Here is a 13067-nt window from a genome sequence, read left to right as displayed (position 1 = left end):
GGCCCGGGACGCCGACGGTCGGCGGACGACGAGCCCCGAGGGCCCAACCGCCCCACCACGCCCGTACAACGGAGAGCTGACAGGCCAGCTGTACTCGGTGCTCAGCAGGAAGCCCGGCACCTCCCGCAGGGTGGCCGGATGGGCGTGCGCCGTCTGCCGCGACGCGTCGGCTGCAGTCCTCGACCACTGCCACGAACACGGCTACGTTCGCGCTCCCGTCTGCCAGTCCTGCAACACCCTGGAACGCCCCGACCACCTGTACAGCAACGACATCCGCGTGGCGAACCGCTACACACGCCTCTTCCACACCGACGCAGACGACTGGCTCCGCCACTGGCACCGCTGTCCCGGCTGCCGCGCACGCACCACCCTGCCCCTGCCCCACCTCGCCGCATGGACGGCCCACACAGCCTGCCGGTCGCTGCGCCCGACCCACCGAGCCTCCGGCGGGCGCAAGCCCTGCGGTGTCCTGCGCGTGTCCTGGACGGGCAGCCAGAACACGCCCCGTTCCTGCCTGCTCACCGTCACCGTCGACTGCTGCCCTTCCGGCGAGCACCGTATTCTTGCGCGAGTCCCCTACCGCGAAGCCGCCGAGCGATTCCGTGTCTGGCTGGCCGAGACCGCCCCGGCCGTGTCCGCCGCGGCCGGTCCCGACCGCCTGGACGGCCTCCCGGCTCAGTCCCGACCGGTCATAGCGGATGCCGGCGGCCAGGGCCTGGCACTGTTCTGAGCGGGCACCGGGAAGAGCGCGGCCGCTCCGTGGCGAGCCCACACGGGCGGACATCGTTCTCGGCAACGGCCGGAACAGAGACGCTATCCGGCCAATCGAACGGCCAACTCCCTTGCACACGCCCAAATCCATTGGGTGAGAGAAGCACGTCGGCCTACGCTCCGACGACGGATCACGACCCTGCCGCCCGTTGAGCGCGCGGCCCGGCCCCGACAGGAGTGTGTCCCTTGCCCTTCCCGCCCGGCGACATGGTCGCCGCCTTCGGCAGGCACCTGCACTTCCAGAGCCTGGAACAGGCGCTGCGCGAGCGTCATCCCGAGTTGGCCGACCGGGTCCACTTCGACGACTCGCAGGGACGGATGCTCCTGAAGGTGGCGCTGTCCGGCGTGCAATCCGTCGCCCTGGCCCACGTGCGTATGGGTCACTCCATCGTCTGGGCGGTGATGGATCCGGCACTGGACAGCGAGCCGTCCCTCTGGCCGCTCGACACCCCCGACGACGTCCTCGTGGACGCCGTACACGCCCACGCCTCGGCCTGCCTCACCGGGGAGCCGGTCGTGTCCCCCTGGCGCTGGCATGAAAGCGAACCGTCCGAGATGACCGAACTGGCCGACATCCTCGACGCGAAGGGCGTGCGTGTGCGGCGCGTGGCCGCCGGGAACCGGTACTTCGCCTACGGTCCGCGTCTCTCGCCGAAGCTCGACATCGTCGGCGAACGTCACGAATCGTTCATGGAGGCCGAGTTTCCCGAGGCGTTCGTCCGCGTCTCGCTCAAGCCCACCCTCGGCTGGCTGGTGGACGTGCACAGGCCGGAGTGGGGAGGTTGGGGCCGTGTCGAGCTCGGCTGGTGTCTGGAGCGCCGACCCTCAGCCGCTCCGGGCCTTCCTCGCGCGGACGTCTCCGTGGCGGAGATCGCCGACCTGCTCTGCAAAGGACCGGAGACCTGGGACACACAGCCACCCTGGATCCCGCCGCGCGACGGCACGCCAACCGGCCCGAAGTCTGGATCCACCTTGCAGGACAGTCTCTTCGCGGACCTGCCCGTCGAGAGCGACCTCCCCGAGTGGATGGAGGACTTCACCGAATTCGTGGACGAGCCCGCAGCGAGGAGGCCGGCCGGACGCCGCCAGGGGCCGCTCACCCCACGTGAGATCACGGAAGCGGTCCTCCAGCAGCTCACCACCTTCGGCTTCTCGGATTTGCTGGAGGGCGGGGCCGACGTCCCGATCGAGTCCGACGCGTTCCACATCGAGTGGCGCAGTACCACCAAGGACCTGTCGGCCTCCGAGATGCAGCGGCTGAACGGCCTTGCCGCGGCAGCCGGCGAGGACCTGCCCAAGCGCCTGATCGTCATCACGGGCGCCGGCCTCACCCGCCCGGCAGCGGACTTCGCCGACAAGGCCAAGGCGTTCGCCTTCTGTCTCGACCGGGCAACCGGTCGGCTGATCGCCCTCAACTCCCGTGCCCGTGAGGCGCTCCTGCCTACCGAGGCACCCGGCACACGGGAGCTGGAACCCTGGTGACGGCCGGGCCGAGTGGAGCTTTGATCCAACGGCCCTCTTCCGGGCATCATCCGCGGTTCTGAACGCCTGCCCAGCTCGCCACCTCAACTACCCGGGTGCGGCGCCCGGAATGCCGATGATCCGGCATGATGACGGTCATGACGGACGAGACGGACCTGCGGGCGACAGCGGCGGAATTCGACCGGAGCACCGCAGCGGAGGCCGAGAAGGCCGCCGAGGACGAACGCAAGCAGGTGCTCTCGCAGTTCCCCCTGGAGGAGTGGCCGACGTTGCCGCTGTCGCGCTACGCCCTGGGGCAGGACGCACGGTCCGGGAGCGACCCGGCGTACTGCTGGCTGATGGAGTACGGCGCTCCCCGACTCGGCAGCATCAAGGGCGGTAGCTCCAGGAAGCACATCATGTTCCGCTACAGATCCGGTGAGTGGTGGTTGGCCGCCCCGCTGCGCGGGATGGAGCCGCAGGAGGCGTGGGAGGAGCTGCGCGGACAGTTCGTGCGGGCCTTCGAGGCCGTAGCCGCGGGGGACGTCGAGGCCGTGGACGATCTGGAGCTGCTGCGGTCCGGGCAGGCGCTGGTGACCAAGTCCCTGGCGACCTACTTCCCCGAGCATTTCCTGCCCATCTACGCCGGCGAGCACCTGCGCCGGTTCGTCGGCCTGCTGGGCGGCTCCTCGCAGCCCGACGCACCGGCCTGGCGCAACAACCGTCGGCTGCTGGAACTCGTGCGCGCGAAGCCGGAGTTCGACGGCTGGAGTGGGCAGGAGGTCATGCACTTCCTGTACGAGAAGTTCGATCCGCGTCCGCAGCAGCGCACCATCTGGAAGATCGCCCCCGGTGAACGAGGGCGGCTGTGGGACGAGTGCCATGACGGCGGGGTGATCCGCGTCGGCTGGGACGAACTCGGCGATCTCGGCCAGTACCAGAGCGACACCGAGCTGAAGCAGGCGCTCGACGCGCACTGGCCGCGCGGCAGCGGGGGCAGTCTGAGGGTCGCCCGGCGGCTGCTGGACTTCCGGGACCTGGAGCCGGGAGACCGGATCGTGGCCAACCGTGGGATGGAGGAGGTTCTGGCCACCGGTACCGTCAGCGGGAGTTACCGCTTCGAGGCCGACCACTCCGAGTACCAGCATGTCGTCCCGGTCGCCTGGGACGTCTCCCACGCGGGGAAACTGTCGAAGCCCCAGCACGGCTGGCGGTCCACGTTCGCCAAGGTACCGCCGACGCTCTTCGCCCGGATCACCGTGGGCCTCACCGAGTCGGGCACGGAGTCGGCGGAGCCGTTCACCGATGGCCCCGTCACCCTGCCCGAGGACGTCGCGGGCGTGCTGGAGGCGCTGGAGCGCAAGGGTCAGGTGATCCTGCACGGGCCTCCCGGCACCGGAAAGACCCGGCTCGCACTCGGCGCCGCCCTGGTCCTCGCCGGTCGTGCGGACGCGCTCAACTCGACGCCGGACCGGCGAGCCGCGGCCCAGGCCGAGATGCTGCGGGACGGCCGCATCCACATGGTGACCTTCCATCCGTCCTACGGTTACGAGGACTTCGTGGAGGGTTTCAAGCCGGACCTGAGCGCCACGGGCCCCGGGCTGACCCTGGCGCTCACGGACGGCGTGTTCCACAGCCTGTGCGCCCAGGCCACCGCCCGCCCGGACGAGACGTTCCTGCTGATCATCGACGAGATCAACCGGGGTGATCTGCCGCGGATCTTCGGCGAGTTGGTCACGCTGCTCGAACTCGACAAGCGCGGGCTGCCCCTCGCCCTGTCGGTCAGCAGGCGTACCTTCTCCGTGCCGTCGAACGTGCGGATCATCGGGACCATGAACACGGCGGACCGCAGTATCAGCCACCTGGACGCCGCCGTACGCCGTCGCTTCGCCTTCCTCCCGGTCGGCCCCGACCCGGACGCCGTCTCCGGCACCGTCGGCCCGTTGGAACTGGCGGAGTTCTTCGAATCCCTCAACACCCGTATCGCCCGTCACCTCGACGCGGACCACCAGATAGGGCACGCCTACCTGCTGCGGGACGGTGAACCGATCGCCACCGAGGACGACCTGGCCGCCGCCTTCCACCACGAGGTGATCCCGCTCCTGGAGGACTACTGCCTCGGCCGCGCCGATCTGCTGCACCACATCCTCGGCGGCCTCGTCGACGCGGACACCGGACGCCCCGCGCTGATGTCGCCGCAGGACCTCGCCGCCGCGCTCGCGACCGAGTTCACCAGCGGCACGCCGGGCCCCGATGCCTGACCACACCGAGGTCCGGCTCGCAGAGTACGGAGCCGCACTGCTGGAGGCCGACCAGCTCACGCCCCGGGACGTCGAGCGGCTGCGCGGCCTCCAAGCCCGCGGCTGCCTCAGCCTGGACCAGGCCCCTGCCGGGTGGCGGCTCAAGGCCGACGCGACCGTCGGGATCCTGGTGCTCGACCGCATCCGCCTGGTCATCGAGCCCAAGTTCGCCATCCCGGGCGAGCAGCTCATGAACTGGCTCGCCTACGCCCTCCGCGCGCCGACACCACTCCCGGCGACGGCACGCCGCTGGGCCACCGGCCCGGACGGCTACGCCGACCTCGTGGCGGCGGCCCTGCTGGAGCAGTGCGAGCAACTGGTTCGGGAGGGGCTGCGCCGGGACTACGTACGCCGCCAGAGCCTGGAACCCGTCCTGCGGGGACGCCTGGACATCGCGGCCCAGGTGTCCCGCCGTTACGGACAACTGGACCAGCTGCACGTTCGCACCTTCGACCGGGAGGCGGACATCTGGGACAACCGCGTCCTGGGGACCGCGCTGCGAGTGGCCCGCACCCTGGCAACGCAGCCCGACCTGGCCCGCGCCCTCCACGCCATCGCCGACGCTTTCCCGCAGGCCCCCACCCCTGACTCCGCCCTCCGTGCTCTGGACCGCACCCGGTACACACGCCTGAACGCCCGCTACCGCACCGCGCACACCTGGGCTCGCCTGCTCCTGCGCGGCGGCGGTGTGACCGACCTCCTCACCGACGACGGCATGACGGCGGACGGCCTCCTGCTGGCCATGCCCGCCCTCTGGGAGGCCGTCGTCCGGCGTCTGGCCACCGAGGCCGCCGCCCCGCACGGCGGACACGTCGTCCCCAGCAGCGGCGCGACGGGCATCACCGTGCGCGGTGACCTCGGCAGTACCTCGGCCTTCCGGCCGGATGTCCTGCTCAGCCTCCCCGGTCGTGAGTCGGCCGCGCGCACTCTGCTGCCGGTGGACGCCAAGTACAAGCGCTACGACCGCTATGGCGTCGGCGCCGGCGACATCCACCAGCTCCTCACCTACGGTGCCGGCTACACCCCGGGCACCGACCCGCGTGCAGTGATCGTCCATCCGTGCTCCGGCGGGCCCTCCCACCGGACCCTCCAGGTCAGCGGGCCGCGGGGGACACTCGGAAGCATCCAGGTCCTCGGTGTCGACACGCACGCGTCCCCGGACCAGGCGTCCGTGTGGATCAGGTCGGCACTGCCCTGGGACGACTGGTGATCGTCGCCCGCCCACCACACCGGACGTCGACGCCGCGCGCCGGTTCCTGACCCCGATACCTCGATACATTGATGACCATGTCACGCAGGGTTCGTCGCATCACCGTCAGCGGCTACAAGTCGATCGACCAGGTCGAGCTGGCCCTGAGCCCGGTCACCGTGCTCGTCGGCCCCAACGGCGCGGGCAAGACCAACTTCATCGAGGCCGTCGAACTGCTCGGGCGCATCGCCGACGGTGAGCTGGGCATGGAGGTCGGGCTGCGCGGCGGGGCCGTGGCGATGCTGCACGACGTCGCCAAGGGGTCCGCGGGGATCGGACTGCGTGTGGAGGCAGACGACAGGGATCTCGTGAACGCCTATGAGGCGATGTTGGTTCCCTCGCATCGGGGGGAACTGGTATTCGCCCGTGAGGTGGTGGAGTTCCACGACAAGGCGCGCTACGAGCAGCCGCTGAAGCAGGAGATCGGCCGGGGCCACAGCGAGTCGAAACTGGCCGAGGTCGCGGAAGAGGGACCGTTCGGAGCCGGCGGTGTGGCCCGTCACACGCTGGAGATACTGCGGGGCTGTCGCGTCTACCACTTCCACGACACGACTCCCGGCGCTCCGGTCAAGCAGCCGGGATACGCCTCCGACACGGAGGTCCTGCACCCGGACGCGCGCAACCTCGCGGCGTTCCTGCTGCGCTTGCGTGAGGAGCACCCGGCGGAGTACAGGCAGATCGTGCGTACGGTCCGCTCCGTCGCGCCCTTTTTCCGCGAGTTCGTCCTCACCGAGGACGCGGCGGTGCGCGTAACGCTCCGGTGGAAGCAATACGGGTCCGACACGGTGTTCCCAGCCGACGCACTGTCCGACGGCACGCTGCGCTTCATCTGCCTTGTCGTCCTCCTGCTCCAGCCGCGACCGCCCGCGCTGCTCGTGCTCGACGAACCCGAGCTGGGTCTGCACCCCTTCGCGATCACCGTTCTGGCGGAGCTGTTCCGGTCGGCTTCCGCCCACAGCCAGATTCTCGCCGCCACCCAGTCCGTCACACTGGTCGACCAGTTCGGGCTCGACGAACTCGTCGTCGCGGAACGCGTGGACGGCTCGACGAAACTGGACCGGCCCGATCCCGACGCGCTGGCGGCCTGGCTCGACAGCTATTCACTCGGTGACCTGTGGCTGAAGAACCTGCTGGGCGGTCGTCCCCGGCCCGAGCGGGAGCGGTGAGGTCGGGGCGGATGCGTCAGGTTCACGTACTGGTGGAGGGCGCGACGGAGGAGCGCCTGGTGCAGCGGGTCCTCCAGCCGGAACTGAGCGAGCGGGACGTCTGGCTCACCCCGGTCGCGCTCAAGACCCGGCGAGCCGCGGGCCGGCCGCACGACAAGGGAGGGGTGAGCAGGTGGCCCAAGATCGAGCACGACATCCGGGCGCTCCTGCGGAACACGGCCGTCGACACGGTGACCACGATGCTCGACCTGTACGGACTGCCCTCCGACACACCCGGGCTCTCCGACGCCCCGGCCGGTGACGCTTACGCCCGGGTCGGTCATGTCGAGGAGGCGATGGCGCGGGTCATCCATGACCCGCGGTTCCTGCCCTTCCTCGTCCTGCACGAGACGGAAGCGTGGGTGCTCGCCGCCGCGAACGAGCTCTCCGAGCTGGTCGCTTCACCCAGGCTGGCCGACGTGCTGCGGTCCCATGTCGCTGCTGCGGGCGGGCCCGAGCTCGTCAACGACGGTCCCGACACGGCGCCGTCGAAACGGATCCTGAGGGCCCATCCCACCTACCGCAAGGTCGTGGACGGCCCCGATGCCATCGAGCTTCTCGGCCTGGACGCCTTGCGCGTCACCTGTCCTCACCTCGACGCCTGGCTGAAGCGTCTGGAATCCGGACCCGACGGCAGGGACCGCTCCGCCTGACAGCCGAGACGGCGGGTGCGGATCCGGGTGGGGCGCCAGCGGTCGAGGCCCTCCGTCCCGCTCGATCAAATCTTCGACGTGCGTACACAAATTCGAATTCGGTAGATTCCGTAAGTCTGTTGACGTCGCTAACAAGCGACCATCATGCTCGTAGTGCCAACGCTTCGCCCCACCCGTCGCGTCGCACACCCGCGCCGCGCCCGGCACAAGGAAACGAGCATGACCGAGCAGACCCCCGCCTCCCTCGTCTCGACGCCGACCTCTCCGTCCGCCCCCGGCTCCTCCGTCCGTGACCTCCTCCTCGCACGCCTGGACAACTCCGGCCTCGCGCCCGAGGTGCGGGAGCTGCTGCGGGAGCTGCTTCCTGACGAGCAGGTCAGGGACAGCGGCGGCCGCGCCGGGCCCGTGCATCTGCGGTCCGTCACCGCGGCCGGCTGGCGGGGCATCGGTCCGCGGACCACGCTCGAACTGCCGCCGGGCCCCGGCCTGGTCGTCGTCGCGGGACCCAACGGCTCCGGCAAGTCGAGCTTCGCCGAGGCCGCCGAGACCGCGCTGACCGCCCGGAACTCCCGATGGGAGGGCCAGCGGACCACTGACTGGAAGCAGGGCTGGCGCAACCTGCACAGCCCCGACGTCACCCCCGAGGTCTCCGTCGAGCTGTCCGTGGGCGAGCGCGGTGAGACCGCCACCGTGCGACGGACCTGGTACGGCGGAAAGGTCGACGAAGCCCGCACGAAGGTCGAGGGGGCGGACGGCGCGGAGCTCAAGCTGGACGAGGTCGTCGACGCGGGCGCGCTGGAGCTGGCCCGGCCGTTCCTCCCGTACAGCGAACTCGGCTCGATGATCAACGGCTCGCTCAGCGCGCTCCACGACGCCTTCTTCAAGCTCCTCGGGCTCGAACTGCTCGCCGAGCTCGACAAGCGGGTCAAGGACGCGCACAGCGAGTTCGACGGCATGGTCAAGCGAAGGAACGCGCTCACCGCGGAGCTGCTCGTCGAGCTGAACCCGGTGGACGACCCCAGGGCGCGCGAGGCCGCCGCCGCGCTGTCCGGTCGTACGCCGGACTCGGCCCGGGTGCGGGCCCTGCTGGAGGGCCGTTCCCCCGCTGACGCGGACGAACTCGCGCGGCTGCGGGAGCGCGTGAGCCTCGCCGGACCCGACCTGGCGGAAGTCACCGGGGCCGTCGCCCGGCTGCGGGAGGCCGCCGCCACCGCCGAGCAGGCGCGGTTCGGCAGCGCCGAGGACGCCCGGCGGCTTGCCGGGCTCCTGGAGGCGGCACTCGACCACCGGCGGCGGTCCGACAGCCCCGACTGCCCCGTGTGCGGCAGCGAGAACCGCCTCGACCAGGCGTGGGCCGAGCATGCGCGGGCGGAGGTGGAACGACTCCAGACCGAGGCCGTGGGCGCGGAGGGGGCCCGCCGGGACCTCGCCGTCGCGGTACGTGCCGTCCACGACCTCGTCCAGCCCGTCCCGGCCCTCCTGCAGAGGGAGGCGTCGCCGCTCGCCGACCTCTGGCGTGAGTGGGCGCTGTGCCGTGGCATCACGGATGCCGGAGAACTGGCGGACCGTGCCGAGCGCACCGCGAGGATCCTGCACGAGGCCTGCCACCAGGTCCGCGAGGAGGCCGCCGGGCGACTCGCCGAGCACGACGGCGTCTGGCAGCCGCTCGCGGTGCGGCTCGCTGAGTGGCTGTCCGCCGCCGAGGCCGCGGACACCGCGGCGACCGGCCGGCGGCACGCGAAGAAGGCCCGCGACTGGCTGCGGCCGATCCTCGACGAACTCCGCGACGAACGGCTGCGGCCCTACGCGGAACGCTCCCAGGAGATCTGGCAGAAGCTCTGCGAGCACAGCAGCGTCACCCTCGGCTCCGTCACCCTCGCCGGCACCCCGAACCGCGGCAGCGTGAAGCTCGGTGTGTCCGTCGACGACATGGACGCCCCCGCCTACAGCGTCATGAGCCAGGGCGAACTGCACTCCCTCGCGCTCTCCCTGTTCATCCCGCGCGCCACGCACGAGGCCAGCCCGTTCGGCTTCCTCGTCATCGACGACCCCGTCCAGTCCATGGACCCGGAGAAGGTCGAGGGGCTGGCCCGGGTGCTCGACGCGTGCGCCCGCGACCGGCAGGTGATCGTGTTCACCCACGACACCAGGCTCCAGCAGGCCATCGCCCACCTCGGCATCGAGGCGACCGTCCTGCGGGTCACCCGGCAGACCGACTCGGTGGTCGGCGTGGAGACCCTCACGGACCCGGTGGAGCAGGCGCTCGCCGAGGCGCGGGCCGTTTCCCTGGACCCGAACCTGCCTCCGGAAGTGGCCGATCACGTACTGCCCGCGATGTGCCGGGTCGCGGTGGAGGCCGCGTGTCTGGAGACCGCCCGGCGCAGGCTCCGTGACGAGGAGGGACTCGGTCTGCGGGCCATCGAGGAGCGCGTCGCGTCCCTGGACCGCACCAAGCAGTACGTCTCCCTCGCCCTGCTCGGGGACGAGCGGCAGTCCGCCCGTGAGGCCGTCGAGCGGCTCCGTCCCGGCGGCTGGGCGTTGGTCGAGGCGTTCAACTCGGGCGCACACGCGCCCCTGCCGACGGTCGACGACCGCAAGGCGCTTGTGACCCGCACCAAGGCGCTCGCCACGGCGATCCGCCGCAGCCTGGCCACCGGTGGGGCGAACACCACGGGCAACGCCGGGGGTGCCCGGTGACCGCGTCCCCGGAAGCCCTCGTCACCGCCGCCGGACGTCTCCTGCGGCCGCCACCGGGGACGGTGCACACGCTGGCCCCCGGCCTGCGTGCCCGCGCCGCCGCGGTCCTGCTCCGCATGGCACTCGACCAGGCCCTGGACTCCTACTGGCGGCGGATCACCCCGTCGATGACCCGGATCGGCAAGCACCGGATGCTGTGCCTGGAGTGGTACGCGGGCCACGACACCGCCCGGAGGTGCCGCACGACCTGGTCGGCGCTCAGCGCGGCGTGCCACTACCGGACGTACGAACTGCCCCCTGCTCCGGCGGAGATCCACACCCGGCTGTTGGAGGTCACCGATCTGCTGGTGGTCCTGGGAGCGGGGCCCGATACGACGATGCTGACCGTTCACTCACCGGTCTCGTGAACACTCGAACGCCCCCCATCCACCGCTCGCCCGCCCGTGCCCGTTGATCAGTGAACGCGAGGAGCTGATGTTGGACACCCGCCGCTACCGCATGGTCGTCACCAGCGGCCTCGACTACGTCCGAACCGGCGCGCAGGTCGACGACCGGCTGCGCCTTTGGCTCAAGGAGGACCCGAAGAACTATGACGTCGCCGCCTTCGCCGAGGGACGCAACGAGATAGCCCGTGGGGTCACCCTCGACCACGACTCCGCGACCGGAACGGCCGGAGCGTACGGGCGCTGGCGGCTGCGGGAAACCCTCCCCGGCGGGACCTGGCAGACGACCCTGCTGATCCGCCAGGCCGGAGATGACCCGACCAGGGTTCAGCTGGACGTCGAACACCTTCCGGACGACCCTGACGTCCTGCCCGTGCCCGCGAAGACACCCCGGCTCGCCCGCAGCCTTCTCGGCGTCCTGGACGCGCGCGACGGCCTCGCAGATGTGACGGCCGAGCCCCAGGTCATCGAGGCGGAGGACGTCGAGGCCGTCGTCGACGAGCTGTGCGACGAGTCCCGGCGCCTGCCGATCGTGGTGGCCAGCACCCCGTACGGGATCGACTTCGAGACCTGGCTGGAGGACACGGTGGATCCACTGGTCCGTCCGCTGGCCGGGCTGGCCGTTCTCTATGCTCTCGCGCCCGAGGCGGAGGTCGGCTTCAACCGGGTTCTGGAGTACCACCGTGTCTACGGCGGGGGCGTGCGCACCTACCTTCCGGGCTTCGACCCTGCCTGGCCTGCCGACGGACAGCGGCACCGGGTGATGTCCCGTCAGGTGATCACCGAGAACCCTGCCCGTGCCCGACGGATCCTCGCCCAACTACCGCAGCGGCTTGCGGCCCGCACTCCGCTGCCGGCCGAACTGGACTCCGTGCCGGTCATGCGGACCCGCGCCAGGAACGACTCGCACGCCCCCGAGCTGGAAAGGCTGCGTGTCGAGAACGAGGCGCTCCTGGAAATCCTGGAGGAGGCGGGGCGGGAGCAGCGTGTCCGGGCCGACGAGATCCGTGATCTCAAGCACGAGCTGCGCAAGGCGGAGGACAACGAGACCCTGCTCATCGCAGAGTACGACGAGCAGTACCGGGAACTGCACGAGGCACGGGCGCAGCTGCTGAGCGTGCGGAAGCGACTGGTGGTCATCGGCGCCGGCGAGGCCGCATACACGCCCGTCGCCACGACGGACGACGTCCCGGAGTCCTTCGAGGAGATCCTTGGCCGTATCGACGAGCTATCCCACCTGCACTTCACCGGCTCCTCCAAGGTGACCCTCGAACTCGACGCACAGGCGTACGGTTCCTCGTGGGTGCGAATGACCTGGGACGCTCTGCTGGCGCTCCGGGACTTCGCCGAGGAGGCCACCGCGGGACGCGCCGGCTGCGACTTCAAGCAATGGTGCTCGGACGCCCCCGCTGGTGTGCGCACCATCTCGCCCCGGAAGGTCGTCCGCGACGAGTCCAAGTCGGTCAAGAGCAACGCCGGTTGGCGCCGGGAACGCACTTTCCCCGTGCCCGAGCAAGTGGATCCCGCGCGGAAGGTGTTCATGGGGGCACACATACGCATCGGGGGAGGCAACACCATCGCGCCTCGGCTGCACTACTACGACGGCGCCCGTGCCGAGCACGGCATCTACATCGGGTACATCGGTCCCCACCTGACCAACACCCTCACCTGACAGGAACGATGCGCTACTGGAGCCAACCGATGTGGCGGAGTGTGGGGATGAGCCGGAAGAGGGTGAAGGCAAGGACAGGGGTCTCGTCGTCCCTTTCAGAGAAGCAGAGCGCGTGCTGGAGGGGCTTGAAATCCTGGGGCTCCCTGATGTCCACCGGTGGAAGGTCCGGTTTGTCGAAGGCTGCTTCCAGGCTCACGCCTGGTCTGTCGGTCAGATCGCGGATCCGGTCCGATCCACAGCCGGCCACTAGCGCGGCAGTGGTGAGCGACTTCCGGAAGGAAGGACGGTCGTGGGCACCGGGTACGGCGAGCCAGGCCATGATCCGCAATCGCCCCCGGCGGAGGGCTGCCGGCTCGATCCCGGCCCGTCGTCTGTTGTGCAGATTGGACAGAGGAGCCGGCATCTCGGGAACGAGGGATGGCTGGTACAGCACGAGATCCCGCTCGCCGTTGTCCCACCTGGTGTCATGGACGGTCAATAGCGGGCGGGCCGGTAGAGCGAGTCGCCATTCGGCGGCCACGCCGGTCGACTCCTCCCCGGAACAGGTCGCCCCGAACTTCGCCGTCCGTCCACTGCTCCGGCTGATGGTGAGGTCGTCATGGAGTCTCATGCCTGG

Annotated in this window: 10 protein-coding genes; 9 read left to right on the top strand and 1 reads right to left on the bottom strand. The window is 70.5% G+C overall.

Annotation, left to right across the window (positions count from 1 at the left end):
• The 9 genes from GUY61_RS02655 to GUY61_RS02615 form a co-directional block, all read left to right on the top strand.
• Positions 1-730 (top strand): endonuclease domain-containing protein (locus GUY61_RS02655; RefSeq protein ID WP_243766128.1); only part of this gene is annotated, 730 nt, incomplete at its 5' end.
• A 227-nt stretch (positions 731-957) separates the two neighbouring features.
• Complete coding sequence (locus tag GUY61_RS02650) at positions 958-2253, top strand: hypothetical protein (RefSeq protein ID WP_166628391.1); 1296 nt, start codon at positions 958-960, stop codon at positions 2251-2253.
• 137 nt (positions 2254-2390) lie between these two features.
• A complete protein-coding gene (locus GUY61_RS02645) occupies positions 2391-4493 on the top strand; it encodes an McrB family protein (RefSeq protein WP_166628390.1) in 2103 nt (700 codons plus the stop codon).
• Positions 4486-5742, top strand: a complete 1257-nt coding sequence (locus tag GUY61_RS02640; protein ID WP_166628389.1) for an McrC family protein — start codon at positions 4486-4488, stop codon at positions 5740-5742. The genes GUY61_RS02645 and GUY61_RS02640 overlap by 8 nt, the downstream gene beginning before the upstream one ends.
• A gap of 77 nt (positions 5743-5819) precedes the next feature.
• Positions 5820-6947: an AAA family ATPase gene (locus tag GUY61_RS02635; RefSeq protein WP_208105471.1), complete on the top strand. Its 1128-nt coding sequence runs from the start codon at positions 5820-5822 to the stop codon at positions 6945-6947.
• 11 nt (positions 6948-6958) lie between these two features.
• Positions 6959-7639, top strand: coding sequence for a DUF4276 family protein (locus GUY61_RS02630; RefSeq protein ID WP_166628387.1), 681 nt, complete (start codon positions 6959-6961; stop codon positions 7637-7639).
• A 219-nt stretch (positions 7640-7858) separates the two neighbouring features.
• Positions 7859-10336, top strand: a complete 2478-nt coding sequence (locus GUY61_RS02625; RefSeq protein WP_166628386.1) for an AAA family ATPase — start codon at positions 7859-7861, stop codon at positions 10334-10336.
• On the top strand, positions 10333-10743 hold the full coding sequence (locus GUY61_RS02620) for a hypothetical protein (protein ID WP_166628385.1): 411 nt from the start codon (positions 10333-10335) through the stop codon (positions 10741-10743). The genes GUY61_RS02625 and GUY61_RS02620 overlap by 4 nt, the downstream gene beginning before the upstream one ends.
• Positions 10744-10810: 67 nt before the next feature.
• Complete coding sequence (locus GUY61_RS02615; protein WP_166628384.1) at positions 10811-12451, top strand: hypothetical protein; 1641 nt, start codon at positions 10811-10813, stop codon at positions 12449-12451.
• Between the two features lie 13 nt (positions 12452-12464).
• Here the strand turns inward: GUY61_RS02615 and GUY61_RS02610 are convergent, their stop codons facing one another.
• A complete protein-coding gene (locus tag GUY61_RS02610) occupies positions 12465-13061 on the bottom strand; it encodes a hypothetical protein (protein ID WP_166628383.1) in 597 nt (198 codons plus the stop codon).
• Positions 13062-13067: the final 6 nt, after the last annotated feature.

The organism is Streptomyces sp. GC420, assembly GCF_009916105.1.
Lineage (GTDB): Bacteria > Actinomycetota > Actinomycetes > Streptomycetales > Streptomycetaceae > Streptomyces.
The sequence above is the reverse complement of the archived record's forward strand: the minus strand, read 5'-3'. Positions and strand labels throughout refer to the sequence as shown.